The organism is Ruegeria sp. G12, from assembly GCF_056533565.1.
In genome coordinates this window covers 577045-597134 of record NZ_JBQFOO010000001.1, presented here as the reverse complement: position 1 = coordinate 597134, position 20090 = coordinate 577045, and the positions used below count along the sequence as shown (strand labels likewise).

At 59.4% G+C, this 20090-nt stretch carries 16 protein-coding genes; 7 read left to right on the top strand and 9 right to left on the bottom strand.

Features of this window, described 5'->3' with window-relative positions; translation table 11 throughout:
- The first annotated feature begins 45 nt into the window (after positions 1-45).
- From ACR0JN_RS02900 to ACR0JN_RS02885, 4 genes are all read left to right on the top strand, one after another.
- Positions 46-1077: an NADP-dependent oxidoreductase gene (locus tag ACR0JN_RS02900; protein ID WP_480884080.1), complete on the top strand. Its 1032-nt coding sequence runs from the start codon at positions 46-48 to the stop codon at positions 1075-1077.
- A gap of 446 nt (positions 1078-1523) precedes the next feature.
- Positions 1524-2411 (top strand): cyanophycinase, encoded by an 888-nt coding sequence (locus tag ACR0JN_RS02895; RefSeq protein WP_480817452.1) that lies wholly within the window; start codon positions 1524-1526, stop codon positions 2409-2411.
- Positions 2412-2434: 23 nt separating this feature from the next.
- Positions 2435-5236 (top strand): cyanophycin synthetase, encoded by a 2802-nt coding sequence (gene cphA, locus ACR0JN_RS02890; RefSeq protein WP_480884078.1) that lies wholly within the window; start codon positions 2435-2437, stop codon positions 5234-5236.
- Positions 5237-5250: 14 nt separating this feature from the next.
- Positions 5251-6987 carry a Mur ligase family protein gene (locus tag ACR0JN_RS02885; RefSeq protein ID WP_480884076.1) on the top strand — a complete coding sequence of 579 codons (1737 nt, stop codon included), beginning with the start codon at positions 5251-5253 and terminating at the stop codon, positions 6985-6987.
- Positions 6988-7115: 128 nt separating this feature from the next.
- Here the strand turns inward: ACR0JN_RS02885 and ACR0JN_RS02880 are convergent, their stop codons facing one another.
- Positions 7116-7478, bottom strand: a complete 363-nt coding sequence (locus tag ACR0JN_RS02880; RefSeq protein ID WP_480817455.1) for a hypothetical protein — start codon at positions 7476-7478, stop codon at positions 7116-7118.
- Positions 7479-7910: 432 nt separating this feature from the next.
- Between ACR0JN_RS02880 and ACR0JN_RS02875 the strand changes: the two genes are divergently transcribed.
- Positions 7911-8999, top strand: a complete 1089-nt coding sequence (locus ACR0JN_RS02875) for a chymotrypsin family serine protease (RefSeq protein ID WP_480884074.1) — start codon at positions 7911-7913, stop codon at positions 8997-8999.
- A gap of 53 nt (positions 9000-9052) precedes the next feature.
- On the opposite strand, the gene ACR0JN_RS02870 is transcribed toward ACR0JN_RS02875, so the two are convergent.
- The gene (locus ACR0JN_RS02870; RefSeq protein ID WP_480884073.1) at positions 9053-10057 is read right to left on the bottom strand and encodes a pyridoxal-phosphate dependent enzyme; all 1005 of its coding nucleotides are present in this window, start codon (positions 10055-10057) and stop codon (positions 9053-9055) included.
- Between the two features lie 83 nt (positions 10058-10140).
- On the opposite strand from ACR0JN_RS02870, the gene ACR0JN_RS02865 reads away from it, so the two are divergent.
- Positions 10141-10617 (top strand): Lrp/AsnC family transcriptional regulator, encoded by a 477-nt coding sequence (locus ACR0JN_RS02865; protein ID WP_480884071.1) that lies wholly within the window; start codon positions 10141-10143, stop codon positions 10615-10617.
- 82 nt (positions 10618-10699) lie between these two features.
- Positions 10700-11674 (top strand): agmatinase, encoded by a 975-nt coding sequence (speB, locus tag ACR0JN_RS02860; protein WP_480884069.1) that lies wholly within the window; start codon positions 10700-10702, stop codon positions 11672-11674.
- A 33-nt stretch (positions 11675-11707) separates the two neighbouring features.
- Here speB and ACR0JN_RS02855 read toward each other — a convergent pair whose 3' ends face one another.
- From ACR0JN_RS02855 to ACR0JN_RS02825, 7 genes are all read right to left on the bottom strand, one after another.
- Positions 11708-12928 (bottom strand): aminopeptidase P family protein, encoded by a 1221-nt coding sequence (locus tag ACR0JN_RS02855; RefSeq protein ID WP_480884067.1) that lies wholly within the window; start codon positions 12926-12928, stop codon positions 11708-11710.
- Between the two features lie 161 nt (positions 12929-13089).
- Complete coding sequence (locus tag ACR0JN_RS02850; RefSeq protein ID WP_480884065.1) at positions 13090-14301, bottom strand: ABC transporter permease; 1212 nt, start codon at positions 14299-14301, stop codon at positions 13090-13092.
- 5 nt (positions 14302-14306) lie between these two features.
- Entirely contained in the window at positions 14307-15581 is a 1275-nt protein-coding gene (locus ACR0JN_RS02845) for an ABC transporter permease (RefSeq protein WP_480884063.1), read from the bottom strand.
- Between the two features lie 70 nt (positions 15582-15651).
- Positions 15652-16743 carry an extracellular solute-binding protein gene (locus ACR0JN_RS02840; RefSeq protein ID WP_480817463.1) on the bottom strand — a complete coding sequence of 364 codons (1092 nt, stop codon included), beginning with the start codon at positions 16741-16743 and terminating at the stop codon, positions 15652-15654.
- A gap of 102 nt (positions 16744-16845) precedes the next feature.
- Positions 16846-17946: an ABC transporter ATP-binding protein gene (locus tag ACR0JN_RS02835; protein WP_480884062.1), complete on the bottom strand. Its 1101-nt coding sequence runs from the start codon at positions 17944-17946 to the stop codon at positions 16846-16848.
- A gap of 136 nt (positions 17947-18082) precedes the next feature.
- Complete coding sequence (locus ACR0JN_RS02830; RefSeq protein ID WP_480884060.1) at positions 18083-18790, bottom strand: maleate cis-trans isomerase family protein; 708 nt, start codon at positions 18788-18790, stop codon at positions 18083-18085.
- Complete coding sequence (locus tag ACR0JN_RS02825) at positions 18787-19932, bottom strand: M24 family metallopeptidase (protein ID WP_480884058.1); 1146 nt, start codon at positions 19930-19932, stop codon at positions 18787-18789. Before ACR0JN_RS02825 ends, ACR0JN_RS02830 begins: the two co-directional genes overlap by 4 nt.
- Positions 19933-20090 lie beyond the last annotated feature (158 nt).

Below are 20090 nucleotides of genomic sequence, written 5' to 3'. Positions count from 1 at the left end.
CCATACGGTTTCTGCTGCAGGAAATCCGCTTTGCACGAGGTCACAATGCCCCAGACATCCACCGCCAATCGCCGCATCGTTCTGGCCGAACGTCCCAAAGGACAGCCGGACGAGAATACCCTGCGCCTTGAGACTACGGAAATCCCCCAACCCGGCCCAGAAGAGATGCTGGTGCGCACGGTGTATCTGTCGCTGGACCCCTACATGCGGGGGCGTATGAATGACGGCAAGTCCTATGCCGAACCTGTTCCGATTGGCGGCGTCATGACGGCTCAGGCCGTGGGACAGGTGGTTACATCAAACATCGAAGGCTACGAGGCCGGGGACTATGTGCTCAACACAAGCGGATGGCAGGATTATGCGGTTTCAGACGGAACCCAGGTCGTCAATCTGGGCAAATCCCCGGACAACCCCTCGTGGTCGCTGGGTGTTCTCGGCATGCCAGGATACACGGCCTATGCCGGACTTCTGAAGATCGGAGAGCCCAAAGCCGGTGAAACGGTCGTCGTGGCGGCCGCGGCGGGCCCGGTTGGTTCAACAGTTGGTCAGATCGCAAAGCTCAAAGGGTGCCGCGTGGTCGGCATCGCTGGCGGGGCAGAGAAATGCGCGCATGTTGTCGAAAACCTTGGGTTTGATGCCTGTCTGGACCACCGGTCCGATGACCTGGCGGCCCAATTGCGCACGGCCTGCCCGCACGGCATTGACGTCTATTTCGAAAACGTCGGGGGCAAGGTGCTATACGCGGTGCTGCCGCTTTTGAACCCGTTGGCACGCGTCCCTGTCTGCGGGATTGTGTCCTGGTACAACCTGCCCGGTCTGCCGGACGGCCCGGATATGGGCCCCGCAATCATGGGCACGCTCTTGCGGATGAAGGTCAAAATGCAGGGTTTCATTATCTACGACAATTTCGGTGCCGACGTGTATCAAGAGTTTGTCCGCGACATGACGGCCTGGTTGGCGGATGGGGCAATACACTACAAAGAGCATGTGGTTGAAGGGTTAGAGAATGCCCCGGACGCCTTCAATCAACTGCTGGCGGGAGGCAACTTTGGGAAAATGGTGGTGAAAGTTGGCTAACCAAACCGAGTGTTCGAACACATTCGGATTGGTCGGAGAGGAGCCAATGGCATTTGCCGCTGTCGGGCGTGTCTGATCTTTGCCAAAGGAACATTAACATTCCGGCGGCATGATCAACATGAGTTGCCGGGGTGTTTTTGATGCAAAGACGAGGATTTACCGCGTTTCTCGAAGGACCTTCATTGATCCGATACGCGACGGGGCCCTCAAACCGGCCTTCGCAGGTACCGATCCGCTTGAACCGCACCGCAAAGATTGCCTGAAAGTGGCCACGCCTGCGGGTCCGGTGGTTCTTGACGAAAACTCTGCGGTGCGGCATGTGGTACTCCCGGGGGGAATGGCATGTCCGCGAAGGCCAGATTGCCCGGCGCGGTGTGTACGAACAGGTATAAGCGTCCGCGCGGTCCCGGTGGCTGCCCGCTTCAGCACCGGAAGGTAGTTAAGATATGTGCCCTGCACCCGTTGATGCAGAGACCCCGCGCGGGTTCATCATCCCGATTGGCGGCGGTGAAGACCGCGTCAAGGAAATGCAGATCCACCGCAAATTCGTCGAACTCTCTGGTGGCGCGGATGCCGATATCGTCGTCATCCCGACGGCCTCGATGCTCGAGGAAACCGGGCCGGACTATAACCGCATCTTCTCGGAACTCGGCGCGGGCAAGGTCGAGTTCCTACCCATTTCGCGGCGGGCGGATTGCGACAACCCCGACTATGCCGAAGTGTTGGATCGCGCCACCGGGATTTTCATGACCGGCGGGAATCAGCTGCGCCTGTCGGCGATTCTGGGCGGTACGCTGGTTGCACAAAAAATCCGCCGCCGGAACGCGGCGGGTATCCCGGTTGCAGGAACCTCGGCCGGGGCGTCGATCATGTCGGAACATATGGTGGCCGGCGGCAGCAGCAACGCCGCGCCTGCAGAAGGCAACATCACATTGGCCCCGGGCATGGGGCTGACCAACGCGGTCATCATCGACCAGCATTTCACCCAGCGCAACCGGCTGGGCCGCCTGCTAACTGCATCGTCTTTCAACCCTTTTCTGATCGGTCTGGGCATTGACGAAGACACCGCCGCCTTTATCGGGCCCGACAACGTCTTCGAAGTTGTCGGCAGTGGCAGCGTCACAGTTGTCGATGCCAGCAACCTGACCCACTCGTCGATGTGGGACGCGCGACGTGGCGAAGCCCTCAGCCTGCTGGGACTTCGGCTTGACGTTCTGGGCGAAGGGTGCCGTTATGATCTGGCGGCTCGCCAGGCTTTTCCGCCGGATGAGCATATGGCGTTCTGCACGTTGCCGAATTTATCCGGCGACGAGGCCCCCGGCGGAGGGGAATAACAAGCTAACCAACGGGGAGCCTCATGAAAATACTCTCGACCAATGTCTTTGTCGGCCCGAATGTCTGGGCAAGTTTTCCTGTCATTCGCCACGTCATTGATCTGGACATACTGGAAGAGTGGCCATCGGCAAAAATTGGTCCCGAGTTCATAGACGCGCTGGTCGAAGCCCTTCCCGGACTGGCAGAGCACGGCTGTTCCTACCGCGAACCCGGCGGGTTCATCCGCCGCCTGCGCGAGGATGAGGGCACCTGGCTGGGTCACGTGCTGGAACATTGCGCCATCGAGGTGCAGAACGTGGCGGGTTCCGATGTCACCTTTGGCCGGACGCGCGGCACCGGTGAGCCCGGCCAGTACAACATGGTTTATGAATACCGCCAGCGCGATGTTGGTCTGGCCGCGGGCAAGCTGGCGCTGCGGCTACTGATGCATCTGCTGCCGCAATCACTGAAGGATCAGGTGGATTATGAGTTCGACCCGGAATTCAACTGGGATCACGAGCTGCGCAGCTTTGTCCTGCGGGCGCAGCGCAAGGAATTCGGCCCCTCGACCGGGTCGCTGGTCAAGGCGGCGCAGGAACGCGACATTCCGTGGATTCGGCTGAACTCGGGCTCGCTGGTGCAGTTCGGGCATGGCAAGTTTCAAAAGCGCATTCAGGCGACAATTACGTCCGAGACCAAGCACATCTCGGTCGAAATCTCGTGTGACAAGGAAGATACCCACAACCTGCTGAACGATCTGGGCCTGCCGGTTCCGCAACAGCGTATGGTCTATACCGAGCGTGAAGCGGTGCAGGCAGCCGGACGCATCGGGTTTCCCGTCGTGGTCAAGCCGCTCAATGCCAATCACGGGCGCGGCGTTTCGATCAATCTGAACTCGGCCTCCGAGGTCGAGGCCGGTTTCGCCGAAGCCAAGGAACATTCCCGCAGCCGGGCCATTCTGGTGGAAAGCTTTATCACCGGTTTCGATCACCGCATGCTGGTCGTGGACAACAAGCTGGTCGCCGTGGCCAAGCGGGTACCGGGCCATGTGGTCGGCGACGGCGAACATACAATTGCCGAACTGGTCGCCATCGTGAACGAAGACCCCCGCCGGGGGATCGGGCACGAAAAAGTGCTGACCATGCTCGAGATCGACAACCAGGCCAAGCGTCTGATGGAAGGTGCAGGCGTGACCGACCAGACGGTACTGCCGGACGGAGAGATTTTTTATCTGCGCTCAACGGCGAACCTGTCGACCGGCGGCACCGCCATCGACCTGACGGATGTGGTCCACCCCGACAACCGCGACATGGCCGAGCGCGCCATCATGGCCGTTGGGCTGGATGTGGGCGGTGTCGACTTCCTGATCGATGACATCACCAAATCCTACAAGGATATCGGCGGCGCGATTGTCGAGGTGAACGCAGCCCCCGGCTTCCGGATGCATGTGGCCCCGTCCGAAGGCGAGCCGCGCGACGTGGCGGGCAAAGTGATCGACATGCTGTTCCCCGCAAATGAGGAAACCCGCATCCCGATAGCTGCGATCACCGGGACAAACGGCAAGACCACAACTTCGCGAATGCTGGGCCATATCATGAAGACCAGCGGCAAGACCGTTGGCATGACCTCGACCGATGGCGTCTATGTGGACGGCAAGCTGAGCGTCAAGGGCGATATGACCGGGCCCAAATCGGCCCAGATCGTGCTGCGCGACCCGATGGTCGATTTCGCGGTTATGGAAACCGCGCGCGGCGGGCTGGTGCGCTCGGGTCTGGGCTATCAGCGCTCGAACGTGGCGGCCTGTCTGAACGTTTCGGCGGACCATCTGGGCCTTGGCGGCATCAACACGGTCGAGGAACTGGCCGTGGTCAAACGCGTCGTCGTCGAAAGCGCCACGGATACGGCAGTGCTGAACGCCGATGATATCAACTGTCTGAAAATGGCCGATTACGCCGGTGCCGACCAGATTTTCTATGTCACGACGAACCCCGGCCACAGCCTGGTGAAAGAGCACATCAAGGCTGGCGGTAAGGCCATCGTGCTGGAACAGGGCATGAATGGCGACATGCTCACGATCTACGATCACGGCTTGCATATCCCGGTGCTGTGGTCGCATCTGATCCCTGCCGCGCTTGAAGGCAAGGCGATCTTCAACGTTCAGAACGCCATGTTTGCCGCCGCGATGGCCTATAGCTTCGGGGTGGATCTGGACAATATCCGCCACGGGCTGCGGACCTTTGACACCAGCTATTTCCAGGCACCGGGGCGGATGAATGTCTATGACGAACATCCCTTCAAGGTGATCCTGGACTATGGCCACAACCCCGCAGCGCTCAAGGCGCTGTCATCGCTGGCCGATCAGATGGAAGTTGCGGGTCGCAGGTTGTGCGTCGCCTCAATGCCCGGCGACCGGCGGGACGAGGATATCGCCGATGCCGGGGCCGCGCTGGCCGGGCATTTCGACCATTTCATCTGCAAGGCCGATGACCGCCGTCGCGGACGCGGGCATGACGAGGTCCCGCAAATGCTGCGACAGGCGCTGATCGACAACGGCACGCCGGAAGACGCAATCTCGATCATTCCCGATGAGGTCGAGGCCGTGAACGCCGTGCTGAACATGGCCGTGCCGGGCGATCTGCTGGTGATTTTCGGCGACGACACCGCGCGGTGCTGGAAACAGATCGTCTACTTCAACTCGGAAGGCGACGCCCCTAAGGCCGAGGCGACACCCGCAGCTATCCCTGTCGAGACGTCCTTCGAAGATATGTTCGAAAGCGATCAGAATCTGATCCGGGACGAGCGTGGCGTGCGTCTGGCCCGTGACATCAGCGAAGACGCGGACTAGGCGGAGGCACCGGAATGGACCGGATCGAAGAGCTTGAAACCGCGCTGACCATCGAAAGCGCGACCGCCGATCATATCCGTGTGGACGATGCCAGACGCCTTACCGGGCCCGGCCTGCTCTGGGACAGGCCCGGCGCGGTGATGGATGTGTTTTTCACCGACATCGACGCAGCGCAGGTTACAGCACTTTGGCAGGTCCATGCCCGCCGGGTGCTGGATGCGCTGGGCTGGCAAGAACAAAGCGTGACCCACCGCACCTTCACCGGCGGCGTCAATCTGGCGATCTCGGCCCCGATGGATCAGCTTTATTCCGCGATTTTCGCAGCCCAGACCGCCTGGCATTTCTGCGCTGCCGAGTTGTTGGGGGCCACCCCCGGTGATTTCGATCAGATGGTGGCGGATGTGCATGGCGTCATGGTCAAAGAGGCCAATCCCGCCCTGATCACCCTGATCGCAGCCGCCGAGGCGCATGGCGTGGACATCCTCTGCGATGATGACGAGATTTCAATCGGGCACGGCACTGGCAGTCAGGTCTGGCCGGTCGATGCCCTGCCCGCCCCGGATGATGTGAGCTGGTCCAGCCTCCACAATATCCCGGTCGCCTTTATCACCGGCACCAATGGCAAAACCACGACGACCCGGTTACTTGAGGCAATCGCCCGCGCCTCGGGCAAGGTAGCAGGGCTGACCTCGACCGAGTTTGTGCGGGTGGGCGATGACATTCTGGACCGGGGCGATTACTCGGGCCCCGGTGGCGGTCGGATGCTGCTGCGCGACAAACGGCTTGAAATCGCCTGCCTCGAAGTCGCCCGCGGCGGCATCCTTCGCCGCGGCCTGCCCACCCGCGCGGCCACGGCAGCGGCGGTGACAAATGTGGCGAATGACCATCTGGGGCAATACGGCGTCAACACAGTCCCGGAACTGGCCGAGGCAAAATTCGCCGTCCACCGCACACTGGCGAAAGGTGGCGTCCTGGCCCTGAACGCCGATGACGCCTTTGTCCGGGCCGAAGCGGAACGCACTCAGGCAAACATCTGGTGGTTCTCGCTGGACGCGCAAAGCGATCTGATCCGGCAAGCGCGCGATGGGGGCAATTGCTGTGCCTATGTGCGGCAAGGGGATATCATCTTCTTCGACGGCACGGTCGAGCAAGTGATCCTCTCCGTCGCCGACGTTCCCCTAACCATGGGCGGAGCCGCTAAATACAACACCCAGAACGCGCTGGCAGCCCTGTGCCTCGCACTGGCGTTGGATTTGCCCAAACAGGCGGTTCGCGACGGCCTGTCCGGGTTCAAACCCGACGCCAAGGACAATCCGGGCCGCTGCAATGAGTTCAGCTATAACGGCGCGCGGGTCTTTGTCGATTTTGCCCACAACCCGCATTCGATCGCGGCGGTGTGCGACGCCCTGTCCGGCCTGCCTGCAAAACGGCGGTTCATCATGCTCAGCCATGCCGGGGACCGGTCCGATCAGGACATCCGCGACGTCACGGCAACCGCGTTGAACTTCCACCCCGACATCATCGTCGCGGCCGAACTGGAAGGTTATCTGAGAGGTCGCGACTTGGGAGAAATCCCCGATCTGATTGAAAAGTCAGCCTCAGAACACGGATATAACCCGCAACAGGTGCTCAGAGCGTCGTCACCCCCGCAGGCCGTCTCGATGATATTAGAGCGGCTTGAACCAGGTGATCTTGCCTTGCTGTTGGTGTTGTCCGAGCGAGACGCCGTGCTTGAGATGCTTGACAGCTAAAGGCAATGCCGGACATCAGGCGAATGAAGCTACAGCCAGCAGCGCATGGTGCGTCCGAAATTCTCTGGTGAAACTGTGGAATTGCGGCTCAGGCAGCTGTTAGATGTGTAGATAGAACGACCCGCTGATCACTCCAAGGGAAGGGCATCGATTTGCCCAACCTCGACCACGTCCACCCGAACGCCTTCGATCTCGTCCGGAAACCGCTGGTCTTCGCTCAACTCTTCCTGCGAGACCTTGTTTTGGACATATACAACGATACAGGCAGAGCCATCGTCATCGCGACAGACGCCGTCCGCCACAGCCACCACATGCGGGTAGCGCATCAACTCGGCCTCGTGCCGGGCCAGAACATCTGCAACTTTTGCTCGGTCCCCGGCCAGCGATTGCTCTGCTTCCGTTGCCGCAGCAAACTTCCGCCATCCGTCCGCGAATTGACGTCCGGCGGCGATCTGATCTGTTGACCAATTTGGTCCCGGTGTCTTTGTCATTGGACCCTCCAATACGGAACTCGGGTGAAAACCGTTTGCGCTGCGATCTGCCGGTGAAACGGTAAATGCGTTGCTCATGGCAACAATCAAAATCTGGGCAATCATCTTGTCATGCTTTCCCAAGCCAGTCGAGTATTTGCCGACCTCTGGTCCGGCCCTGTTCCCGCACCCACCAATCGATCTGACTATACTCTACTTTGGCTATCAAATATAAGTTCTCCGCTTCAGAAAACAACCAGAGCATGGCATGGCACGGCCCCCCATTAAGGCGGATTGCCGCCAAAACAGGGTGGCGGCTGTTTCGCATTATAGTTGTCTATGGTATGATTGAATCTCGCTCCACTCAGTCAATGACTAACTATCCGTGACCTTATTTCGGGTCGGGACGGAGCGTGTATTTTCTGACAAGAACTTCATTTTTAGGAGTAAATTATGCCCAAAAATCTTTCGAAATGGACAAGTGCCCAACAGAAAACCGGTCAGAAATCTGCAGATTCGTGGACTGCTTTTGCGAAACAGCAACAAGGTGCCCCTGATGAACAACGTCTGGCTGCGATGGGCGATATTGCACGTATCGCGGAAGTGCAGGACAAGCACGAGGCCGAGCTTTTGGCCATGGACAACGTGGTCGGTGTCGCCGCCTCGAAAAAGGTCAAGGGCGGAACTCCGGGGGATCAAAGCAGCCTGACCGTCTATGTCACAGCCAAGCAGAAGTCGGCAAATCTCGACAAGGCGTCAAAGGTCCCTTCGAGAATTGATGGCGTGCCCACCGATGTCGTCGAAGTCGGCGAGATTGAGGCACTTGCGTTTAACGCAAAGGTCCGGCCCGCTTTGCCCGGTTACAGCATTGGGCACTACAATATCACGGCCGGTACGTTCGGTGCTCTGGTTCGGGATGTGCGGCGGTGCTGTTGCAAGGTCGAGAAAGAGTGCGATTGTGACGGGTATCGTCAGGATTGCGAGAGCGACTATCTGATCCTGTCCAACAACCACGTGCTGGCGGATGTCAATCTGGCCCGTCCGGGTGACAAGATTCTGCAGCCTGGCCCGGTGGATGGTGGCCTGTTCCCCTCGGACATGGTAGCGACTTTCGAGCGTACCGAAGAGATTGTGTTCGGCGCAAGCGGGTACAATTTGGTCGACGCTGCGGTGGCCCGCCCGACCGACAGCCGCAATGTCACCGCGTCGATCCTTGGCGCTGCGGCCCCGACCGGGGTTGGTCAGGCGTTCCCGCTTATGAACGTCCTGAAAGTTGGCCGCACGACCGAAGTGACCGCCGGGGTGGTACTGGCCACTAACGCAACGGTCCAGGTCGGGTTCGGCGCGGCAGGTGTTGCAACCTTCCGCCACCAGATCCTGACGACCGCAATGACGGCTGGCGGCGACTCTGGCAGCTTGCTGATGGATTTTGACCTGAACGGGCTCGGGCTGCTGTTTGCAGGTTCACCCGTTATCACGATCCACAACCATCTGTTGGACGTCCAAAACACGCTTGGGGTCGAGTTGGTAACGACCCGCTGATTTCCTGTTTGGAACAGGACGGAGGCCCTCAGATCAATGTCGGGGGCCTCCGTTCAAGCGACACTTCCTTCTGACAGGATGACCAATGGCAAATCCGCCTCATCCCTCAAACAGGTTGCCAGCCCAGCCGCGCCGGATGGTGTCGTGGAAAATCCCAGCTCGCGTGCCTGCGTGACCGCTTCCAAGGCCTGCTGATCACTGATCGTCACCCAATCATCGGCGCAGTTTTTCAATATGTTCAAAGCCAGCATCGATGGTGTTTTGCAATCCAGACGCCCCATGTTCGACACCGGACCATCGACCGTAACGATCTCTCCAGCGCGGGCACTTTCCTTGAGGCACGGGGCAGCGTCCGGTTCGACAACTGTGATCTTAGGCTGAACCGGCCAGTTGGACCGGATCATGTAAGCAACCCCCGCTGCCAGTCCGCCGACGCCGGCCTGCAAATACACATCGCTTGGCCACGTTCCCTCAGCCTCCAACGCGTTGCGCATTTCTTCGGCAATGACGGTGTACCCTTCCATCACCAGCCGGGGTGGTTCGGTGTATCCGGGCCACGATCCGTCGGCGAGGTGAATGGCACCGGTCGCCTCGGCATCGGCAATGGCTGCCGTAACGCTCGCCTCATAATCGTCGCCGGATCGAACAACCTCGGCGCCTTTGTCCCGCAGACGGATGGCGAAGTCCTCTGGCACGGTTTCGGCCAGATGGATACGCGCCTTTGCGCCAAAGAGCCGAGCGCCTGCGGCGACGGCCATGCCGTGATTGCCCGCGCTGGCACAGACAAAGGTCATAGCGCGTGCAATGTCCTTGATGGGTTCCTCAAGAAAAGCGCCGGGCTCTAACGGGCGACCAACGCGCGTTTCGATCAGCTTGGCGACAGCGTAAACGCCACCTAGCGCTTTGAACGCGCCGAGGCCCATCCGGTTGGTTTCGTTTTTGATCAAAATTGATCGCCCTCGGAAGCTACGGGTTTCCAGGGGACTTGGCTTATAGGCCGGGCATGCGGTTAGCAGAGCCAGCGGCTGCGCAACGTCGAGTATCGTAAAGTTTTCCATATAAAGAGTTGTACGCACAATGTGTGATATATTATGATCAGTTTTGCTGATTTTTCGGGAAAATTTCTCACAATGGACAGAATATGAAACTCGATCAGTTCGACCGCAACCTGCTGCAACTGATGCAAACCGACGCAAAGATGGGTCTTGAGGCGCTCGCGTCTGAAACAGGTCTGTCCGTTGCATCTGTCCAACGGCGGCTCAAGGCGCTCAGAGCCTCGGGGGCCATTCTTTCCGAAGTCGCTATCGTTGACCCCAAAAAGCTGGGCATCGCGATGAGTTTCATCGTCATGGTCGAATTGGAACGCGAACGTCAGGATCAGATCGACGCGTTCGCACGTCAGGTGCAGTCTGAGCCCATGGTCCAGCAGTGCTATTATATCACTGGGGACGCCGATTTCTGTCTGGTCTGCACTGCAAGGGATATGGACGACTTTCAGGAACTTACCAAGCGGCTGTTCTTCGACAATTCAAACGTCCGTCGTTTTCGGACATCGGTTGTAATGGGGCGAAAGAAAGTCGGGTTGGGTGTGCCAGTTGAGAGCGACGGACCCGGTTGATCAATCCGAATTTGGTTCCAATACAGCGCGTTCTCATGTTCACATACACACGAAGTGACACTGCCATCGAAAGGATTGAAAATTGCAGGATCATGGGTATGCGTCTGGTCGGCTTAATCTGCCTTTCGTCGGAATCTCGACATTCGGAAAATCCCCATATGTCGAGAACTGGGATGACATTGACGCGGACGTATGCGTGCTGGGCGCGCCTTTCGACTTCGGCACGCAATGGCGCGCCGGGGCGCGGTTTGGCCCTCGGGCGGTGCGCGAGGCGTCGACCCTGTTCAGCTTTGGTCATGCCGGTGCATATGACCATGAAGATGACGCGACCTATCTGGATAGCTCGGTTCGGATCGTCGACCTGGGGGATGCCGATATCATCCACACTAAGACCGAGGCAAGCCACGAGAATATCGCCTTTGGGGTCCGCAAGATTCTGAGTGCCGGGGCGTTGCCGCTTGTGATCGGTGGCGACCATTCGATCAATATTCCCTGCATCTCGGCATTCGAAGACGACTGTGCGCAAAACGGCCCGATCCATGTGGTTCAAATTGATGCGCATCTGGATTTCGTGGATGAGCGTCATGGGGTCACAAACGGTCACGGCAATCCGATGCGCCGCGCAATCGAAAAGGATTATGTGTCGGGCATGACCCAGCTGGGCATTCGGAACGTGTCATCCACCGCCAAAGAAGGCTACGAAGACGCCCGTGCGCGCGGGTCTGACATCCTGTCCGTGCGTCAGGTTCGGAAACTGGGATCTGAGGCCGTTCTGGACCGTATTCCCGAAGGCGCACGCTATTACGTGACCATCGATATCGACGCCTTTTGCCCCTCAATCGCGGCCGGAACCGGGACCCCCAGCCACGGGGGGTTTCTGTATTACGACGTTCTGGAAATCCTTCAGGGCCTCGCCAAAAGGGGCAACGTGGTTGGCATCGACCTAGTCGAAGTTGCCCCCGCCTATGACCCGACCGAGAGCACGCAGATTCTGGCTGCGCAGCTTCTGCTGAACTTCCTTGGCTTCATATTTCACGAACGCGCGCGGAGGGTATGAGATGGGGTGGAGCCATAGCTCCACCCTCCTCTGTCAGGCCCCGATGATGTTGTGACCCGGCCCGTATGGGAAACCGGTGATATTCTCGGCACCGTCTTCTTTGACCACCAGAATATCATGCTCGCGGTAGCCGCCAGCACCGGGTTGATCCTCAGGAATCCACAGCATCGGCTCGATTGAGACGACCATGCCCGGCTCCAATACCGTGTCGATGTCTTCGCGCAACTCCAGCCCGGCCTCGCGCCCATAGTAGTGGCTGAGCACGCCAAAGGAGTGGCCGTAGCCGAACGAGCGATATTGCAGCAGGCCCTCTTCGGCAAAGAAGCGGTTGATCTCGGCGGTGATGCCGGAACAAGTGGCACCGGGCTTGATCAGGCTCAGCCCCAGTTCATGCGCGGCCACGTTGGCGTTCCAGATGCGCAGGCTGTCGGCATCCGGCTCGCCCAGAAACAGGGTCCGTTCCAGCGCGGTGTAGTAGCCCGAGATCATCGGGAAGGTGTTCAGCGACAGGATATCGCCCTTTTGCAGCGCGCGTTTGGTGACCGGGTTGTGCGCCCCATCGGTGTTGAGTCCCGACTGGAACCAAACCCATGTGTCGCGGTACTCAGCCTCGGGATAGGCGCGGGCGATTTCCGCCTCCATCGCGTCGCGGCCAGCCATGGCGATCTCAATCTCGGTGGCACCTTCGCGGATGGTGGCGTGAATGGCCGCTCCGCCCACGTCAGCAGTGCGCGCGCCGCCTTTGATCAGTTCGATCTCTTCGGCGGACTTCACCATACGCGCGGCCATGGTGTCAGGCGCGATGTCGATCAGTTCGGGCTGGCCCAGCATCGCAAGCGCGGTGTCGCGGGCGGCCAGAGTCATGTGGTCACTTTCGACACCGATCCGCTTCGCTCCCCCGATCAGGCTGGCCACGGCGCGCCAGTAGTTGTCGCGCTTCCAGTCGGTATAGATCACGTTGTCCTCGACCGAGCGTCGCCAGGGCTGGCCCGCGTCGATATTGGCCGAGACTGTGGTGCAGGCGTCCTGCGTCACGACGCAGCCATAGGGCCGTCCGAAGGAGCAATACAAAAACCCCGAGTAGTAGGCGATGTTCTGCATCGACGTCAGCAGTACCACCGGGATATCCCGCGCCGCCATGATGGCGCGCAGTTTGCCAAGACGGCGATCATACTCGGCCTTGCTGAACGACAGCGGGGCCTTGTCGCCATTGTGGCAGGTGAAGAATTCGGGGCGTTTTGAAAGGTCTGTCATATCTGGTCTCTCATCTCTGCCGGGTGTGCAAAGCCCGGCCACATGTCCCGGCGTTCAGGACAGGCGGTCTCGGGGTCCGAGAGCCGATCATCCCAAGCGTTCCGCGACGCCATCGCGGCTGGGATGAACGGGTAAATCGTTAGATCAGCGCAGATCGTCCGTCAAGCGGGCGAAAGCCCCCGCAATCGCTCTGAGCGACGCCGCAGCAGTTCAACCGTGGTCAGCAGGGCAATCGACAGAACCACAAGGATCGTCGCCACCGCCAGAATGGTCGGGCTGATCTGTTCGCGCAGGCCGGTGAACATCTGCCAGGGCAAGGTCTTCTGGCTGGCGGAGCCCACAAACAGGACCACGACAACCTCATCGAATGAGGTGATGAAGGCAAACAAACCGCCCGAGATCACACCCGGCAGGATTAGCGGCATCTGAATTTTGAAGAATGTACGAACCGGGCCCGCCCCCATATTCGCCGCAGCGCGGGTCAGAGACCGGTCGAAGCCCACGAGCGTTGCGGTGACGGTGATGATCACGAAGGGAATACCCAAAACCGCGTGGGCCAGAATGACTTTCAGGTAGCCCACAAAGTTCTTGTTCATCCCCAGAGTTCCTTCAAGGAACCGACCGATATCGCTGTAGAAAAAGAACATGCCGGTAGCTGAGATGATCAGCGGCACGATCATCGGAGAGATCAGGATACCCATGATCGCCCGTCGCCCCGGAACGTGGGACTGGCTAAGCCCAATCGCGGCCAGAGTGCCCAATGTCACCGAAATAACCGTCGCGATCGGCGCGATGATCAGCGAGTTCTTGAAGCTGCGCTGCCATTCATTGTTGGTGAAGAAGTCGCGGTAGTGCTTCAGCGAGTACCCCTCGGGGTCCAGTCGCAGCATTTCTGGCGTGAAGGTGAAGAAATCCTGTGCATTGAACGACAGTGGCAGCACCACAAGGATCGGGGTGATCAGGAAGACGAAGATCGCGCCGCAGATCACGCGGAACAGGTAGTGATAGAACACCTGTTTCGGGGTCAGATAGGGCAGCAGTTTGCGCCGGTAGCGCCCCTCGTACAGCCAGTAGGTGAACCAGATGAAGAACCAGCCGCCCAGCAGCCCCAAAACGCCGCCCATCGGGCCAGCCATCAAAAACCCAACAAGGCCGAAACCGATGATGTTGACCCAGCGCGCCAGTTTTTCGTTTTTGACGACGTTGATGTAGACCCAGGCCAGCCCTGCAATCAGGACAGCTCCGCCCAGAAGCCCGAGGAAGACCGAACCATTGCCCGCGCCGACGAAGACGCCGGCAAAGGCCCCTGCCAGTGCGACACTGGGCAGGACCATGGACAGGGGCTTGCGGGATATCGGTGTCAGTGCGGCCATGTCGATTATCCCAGCTTCACGTTATCAATGCCCACGATCTTGTCGTAGACCCAGTAGAGCAGCAGCACGACGCCCAGCAGGATCGTCCCCAGCGCCGCGGCCAGCCCCCAGTTCAGCGACGACGAGATGTGGTACGCGATCCGGTTCGAGATAAAGACACCCTTGGTGCCGCCCACGATCTCGGGCGTGATGTAGTAGCCGATCGCCAGAATGAACACAAGGATCGAGCCTGCGCCGATGCCCGGAATGGATTGCGGGAAGTAGATGCGCCAGAAAGTCGTCCAGTTGGTCGCGCCCATGGATTTCGCGGCGCGGGTGTAGGATTCGGGGATGGTCTGCATCACGGAATACATCGGCAGGATCATGAATGGCAGCAGGATATGCGTCATGGCGATGATCGTGCCGAACTGGTTGTTGATGATCACCAATCGCGCGTCATCTGCCACCAGCCCCAGCCACACGAGCGTTTCATTGATCACGCCCTGCTGCTGCAACATCACCTTCCATGCAGACGTTCGCACCAGAAGTGAGGTCCAGAACGGTAACAGCACCAATATCATCAGCAGGTTCGACACCCGCATTGGCAACGTCGCCAGCAGGTAACTGACCGGATAAGCCAGTAGAATGCACGACACGGTGATGACCAGCGACATGAACAGCGTGCGCCCGAACAGCTTGATCAGGATCTGCTTGTCTTCGGGTTGCGACTGCGCCCCTTCGGGCGTACGGCGCATATCGACCGCGTTCAGGAAGTATCCGTTGGTAACGGCGGGTGAATGGGTCTTCATCACCGCCCACGTGTTGGGATCGCCCCAGCCCTCGTGAATCTCGATCACTTGGTCCTTGAACGGCCCATCTGTTTCGGGGTCCAGCTTGCCCATTTTCCGGCCCGAGCGGCGAAACATCGAGGACATGCCGGTTTCTTCATAGTTCAGACGCGAGCCCAGCCGGGTATGCGTTTTGTTGTCGACGGCCACGACCATGTCGCGGACAAAGGCGTCATAGACCGCCTCATCGGGCAGTTCACCGCTGGTCTCATCCCAACTTTGTAAGGCTTCGACCGTCAGGGGCAGCGTCTCCTGCACAATGCTGTTTTCCACTGATCGGAACAGCATCGCCGCAATCGGTACGATGAACGAGAACAGCACGAACAGCAGCAAAGGGGCCACCAGCATCAGCGCGCGCAGCTTTTGCCGCCGCAACGAACGTGCCAGCGATTGCTTGAGCGGCGTTCCATCCGCGGCCAGCATGGTTCCTGCGTTTTGGCTTGCGTCAGTCATTGGTGCCCCTTGGGTTTTCTTTGGTCCGGGGGCGGCGCACCGCCCCCGACTGTATCACGAAATCAGACGCTTATTGCGCCAGCCACGCCTGGAATTTGGCGTCGATGTCGTCGCGGTAGTCGGCCCAGAACTCGTAGTTATACAGGAACGTGTTCTTGGCGTTTTCCGGATCGGTCGGCATGTGCGGTGCCATGTCGATACCCAGATCGGCATGCTTGCCAACCAGCGGAGCCGACGAGGCGCGGGCCGGACCGTACGAGATGTACTTGGCCTGATCCGCCAGACGCTGCGTATCGGTCGCGAACATGATGTAATCCAGTGCGCGCTGCTGGCGCTCTTCGCTCAGACCGGCGGGAATGATCCAGCCGTCAAGGTCGAACACCTGCGCGTCCCACAGCATGGCAACGGGCTGCTTCTGCTCTTCGATCACGCTGAACAGACGGCCGTTATAGGTCGAGCCCATGACAACTTCGCCATCGGCCAGCAATTGCGGCGTGTCGGCACCGGCCGACCACCAGACGACGCTGTCCTTGATGGTGTCCAGCTTGGCCAGAGCCTGCTCCTGCCCTTCCGAGGTTGCCAGAACGTCATACACGTCGTCCTTGGCCACACCGTCACACAGCAGCGCCCATTCCATGTTGTTGATCGGGCGTTTTTCCAGCGAGCGCTTGCCCGGATAGGCTTCCAGATCAAACACGGCGCAGATATCGGTCGGCGGGGTGTCACCGACCAGATCGGTGCGATAGCCGAAGGTGGTCGAATAGACGATCTGCGGAATGAAGCAGTCGCTGACCAGCAGGTCACCGAAATCTTCCGATGCGGGCGTGCCATCAGGGGCCGGGGCCAGTTGGCTGTCAAAGTCGATTTCCATCGCCAGGCCTTCGTCGCACAGGCGAATCGCGTCCGAGGCCACAACATCCACCACGTCCCAGGTGATGTTGCCCGCTTCGTTCATCGCGCGCAGCTTGGCGACGGCCTCGTTCGAACTGTCATCGTTCAGGATGGTGACGCCTGTCTTCTCCGAATAGGGCTCGTGATAGGCCTTGAGCTGCGATTTGGAATAGGCACCGCCCCACGAGACGATGGTCATCTCTTCGGCAGATACGCCCCCGGCGGCTGTGGCCAGAGCCGCCGCTGTCAGCAGAGTTTTGGTTGGTTTCATGTGTTACTCCCAGTATGTCCCGTTTGTTGTGTGGTCAGCTGGCGCACGGGTTTTCGCCAGCCGGTCCCTCAGTGAAACCGCGCTTGTGCCGCGCGGTTTGGTCTATGCGTCAAGCGCACGACAATCCTGTGCCAGCCAGCCGATCTCGATCTCTTGCCCGGCTTGCAGACGGATGGCATCGGGGGCGTTACGCGTCTTGACGATGAACTCGTCATTGCCCGCGACCGACATGCGGAAGCGGAATACATCGCCCATGTAGATGAACTCCTTGACCGTTGCCTTCAGCGTATGCGCATCGGCGTGCAGACGATCTTTGTTAAACTCCACCCGCTCGGGCCGGATCGAAACCTTGGTGCGGTCGCCCGGATTGTGCACATTGATAGGCACCGCGTCGATTTCCGAGCCATCATCCAGTTGCACAAGGCAGGTATCGCCATCGATCGATTTAACAACGCCTTCCAACGTGTTGTTTTCACCGATGAACTGCGCGACAAAGCTGTTCTCAGGCTCTTCATACAGTTGATCCGGTGGGGCCAGCTGCTGAATGCGGCCATCGTCAAACACGGCGACGCGGTCGGACATCGTCAGCGCCTCGGTCTGGTCATGGGTCACGTAGACGGTAGTGATACCCAACTCATGCGCAAGGCGAGTGATCTCGAACTGCATATGTTCGCGAAGTTGCTTGTCGAGCGCGCCCAGCGGTTCGTCCATCAGCACAAGTTCGGGTTCGAACACCAGCGCGCGGGCCAGTGCGATCCGCTGCTGCTGACCGCCCGAGAGCTGCGCAGGACGCCGCCCCCCGAATTGGCCCATCTGCACCATGTCCAGAGCCCGCTGAACCTTTTGATCTCGCTCAGACTTGCCCAACTTGCGGACCTCTAGCGGGAACGACAGGTTTTCGGCCACCGTCATATGCGGGAAAAGCGCGTAGTTCTGGAACACCATCCCGATCCCGCGTTTGTGCGGCGGGATGTTGTTGATCGGTTTGCCATCCAGAAGAATCTCGCCATGGGTGGCAGTTTCGAATCCGGCAAGCATCATCAGGCAGGTTGTCTTGCCCGATCCGGACGGCCCGAGCATGGTCAGGAACTCGCCCTTCGGCATTGCCAGGTTGAGGTCTTTGACGACGAGATTCTCGCCATCATAAGACTTTTGAACGCGTTGAAATTCAACAAACGCGGCGTCGTTATTTGTGTCGGTCACAAGACCCCCTGTTGCGTCAAATGATTATCCGAGAGCTTCGGATTTCATTGATCAGTAGGCCGCAGTAAAAACCATGCGGTGGGCACTTGGCAACATCAGATGATGCATTTGCACATTTTCACGTCATATTTACTATTTAGTCAGCACAGTTGAGACGGCGCATGTGCCATGCAAGGCTTTGATTACTCGACAGAACAGGCTTGCCGATCCTTTCACGAATCTCAGGGATCGCCTTGAGAGTTCGAAGGTTGGTGCAGCTCAGAAAAACGGCTTCGACCGACGGGTCCGAGCCCAGTTTTGTCGCGGCTTCGATCACAGACTGGACGGAAATTCGCGCGACCTTTGCTTCTTCGGCCTGCCCGAATGTTCCGAATACATCCATCGTTATCCCGTTTTCCAGAAAGGCGTTGCGCAGGGGGGCGTTGACCTCTTCGATGTACGGGGAAAGCAGCGCGAATTTGGACACGCCAAGGTCTGCGGCGCAGGCCGTGGCGGCGCGTAAAGGGTTTGTAACTTCGTCTGTTTTGCACGCCTGTTTCACAAGCTCGGCCACACGCTCTGACCCAATGACTGAACTGGCCGAAGTGCAGCCATACCCCACCACGCGATACGGTCGTGCACTTGGCAGCAATCCCGCCGCTGCGGGCAGAGCCTTTTCCATTTCGGCCAGGCTTTCCGTCGTCACCTCAATCCCGCTGGGTATCCGCGTGATATGAAGCGGGCATTCACTGTCTGCGAAATATGCGCTGAACTCGGGTTCGATCGTTTCGTCGACCTGCAGAACGATCAGTCCCAGCGGTGAGATCCCAGGGTCATCGTCCAGCGTGTAGGGAACGTTGGTCATAGCTCGATCATCTCCGGCCCGATACGCGGGCTGATAAAGCGAGGGGCACCGTCGGTCACAACGATGTTTTCCTCGTGAACAAGAATCTTGCCGCCAACGGCAATACCCGGCTCCAGCGTCAGCACCATACCGGGTTCTAGGGCGGTGTGGTCGGTCGGAATCAGCGACGGCCACTCGGTCAGCGACATGCCCAACCCGTGGCCCAGCCGCCCGGCATCTGTGCCTTCGGAGTCTCTGGTCAGCACCGCATTCATCGCATGAAAAAGGTCCGCAGCAGTCGCACCCGGCCGGGCGATTTCGAACGCTGCATCCGACGCTTCGATCAGCTGAGCGTGAGCAGATTTCACCTCTGGCCGCGCCGGGCCAATGGACCAGTTGCGATCGAAATCGCTGAAATACCCGTCCCAGACCAGCCCCGTGTCCAGCATCAGCACGTCGCCCTCCTCTAGCGGCGACGCGGAGGCAGGCGAAATCACATCCGCGTACCCCCCCTGCTCTGCCCCGCCTGCCAAATAGGGCACCCAATCGGCACCTTCTTCCAGACATAGGATCTGGAACCGGCGAAAGATTTCGTCCAGCGGCACACCGGCCCGGGCGATCCTGGGCACGCGGGCGAAGGCGCGTCCGGCAATGCTGCACGCTGTTTCGATTTTGCTGATCTCGGCCCCGGACTTGACCATACGCAGTTGGCGCAGAATGCCGTGATCTCCGACGATTCGGCGCGGGCCGAGGCTGTTTCGCAGGCGCTCGATATCCGCCATCGGCATGCGCGCATGTGTTTCGTGACCGTCCGGCATTCCGATGCGGCCCGACGCGGGCGTCAATTCCGCCAATGCATCAACCAGTAACGAGACACCGTCGTCCTGCAGATCGGGCGAGCTCCATGTTCGGATGTCATCAATCCAGGTTTGCCCCATAAGCGCGGCCCCGATTGAGGGGATCACGGCCACCGGTTTATCCGTCGCAGGCACGATCAGAAACCAGGGGCGGGTCGGGCTTTCCCAGAACCGGGTCAGGTATCCGGTAAAGTACCGAACATCGGTTTCCGTGGTCAGCAGCAGCGCCGACAGGCCTGCGGCAACCATCAACTCCTGCGCGCGTGTGGTGCGCGCTGCGAACTCGGCTGGCTCGAACCCGCTCATCCCACGGCCTTTGGGTCGGTGCGCGGTGGAACGTGCGTACACAACGCTTGCCGTGACCGGCTTGGATTGCTGACAGACTTCATGCACCCCCCCCGAAATATGGCTCGTTGACGTGAGCCGATCGGTAGAGTTCTGTCAACCAAACTCTGTTGTATTAC

What these genes read in the sequence shown, in the direction of transcription:
- cphA (WP_480884078.1), top strand. Translation starts at nt 2,435, where the DNA reads ATGAAAATACTCTCGACCAATGTCTTTGTCGGCCCGAATGTCTGGGCA.
- ACR0JN_RS02895 (WP_480817452.1), top strand. Translation starts at nt 1,524, where the DNA reads ATGTGCCCTGCACCCGTTGATGCAGAGACCCCGCGCGGGTTCATCATC.
- ACR0JN_RS02900 (WP_480884080.1), top strand. Translation starts at nt 46, where the DNA reads ATGCCCCAGACATCCACCGCCAATCGCCGCATCGTTCTGGCCGAACGT.
- ACR0JN_RS02870 (WP_480884073.1), bottom strand. Translation starts at nt 10,057, where the DNA reads ATGGAAAACTTTACGATACTCGACGTTGCGCAGCCGCTGGCTCTGCTA.
- ACR0JN_RS02865 (WP_480884071.1), top strand. Translation starts at nt 10,141, where the DNA reads ATGAAACTCGATCAGTTCGACCGCAACCTGCTGCAACTGATGCAAACC.
- ACR0JN_RS02825 (WP_480884058.1), bottom strand. Translation starts at nt 19,932, where the DNA reads ATGAGCGGGTTCGAGCCAGCCGAGTTCGCAGCGCGCACCACACGCGCG.
- ACR0JN_RS02850 (WP_480884065.1), bottom strand. Translation starts at nt 14,301, where the DNA reads ATGGCCGCACTGACACCGATATCCCGCAAGCCCCTGTCCATGGTCCTG.
- ACR0JN_RS02845 (WP_480884063.1), bottom strand. Translation starts at nt 15,581, where the DNA reads ATGACTGACGCAAGCCAAAACGCAGGAACCATGCTGGCCGCGGATGGA.
- ACR0JN_RS02830 (WP_480884060.1), bottom strand. Translation starts at nt 18,790, where the DNA reads ATGACCAACGTTCCCTACACGCTGGACGATGACCCTGGGATCTCACCG.
- ACR0JN_RS02885 (WP_480884076.1), top strand. Translation starts at nt 5,251, where the DNA reads ATGGACCGGATCGAAGAGCTTGAAACCGCGCTGACCATCGAAAGCGCG.
- ACR0JN_RS02875 (WP_480884074.1), top strand. Translation starts at nt 7,911, where the DNA reads ATGCCCAAAAATCTTTCGAAATGGACAAGTGCCCAACAGAAAACCGGT.
- ACR0JN_RS02855 (WP_480884067.1), bottom strand. Translation starts at nt 12,928, where the DNA reads ATGACAGACCTTTCAAAACGCCCCGAATTCTTCACCTGCCACAATGGC.
- ACR0JN_RS02840 (WP_480817463.1), bottom strand. Translation starts at nt 16,743, where the DNA reads ATGAAACCAACCAAAACTCTGCTGACAGCGGCGGCTCTGGCCACAGCC.
- ACR0JN_RS02880 (WP_480817455.1), bottom strand. Translation starts at nt 7,478, where the DNA reads ATGACAAAGACACCGGGACCAAATTGGTCAACAGATCAGATCGCCGCC.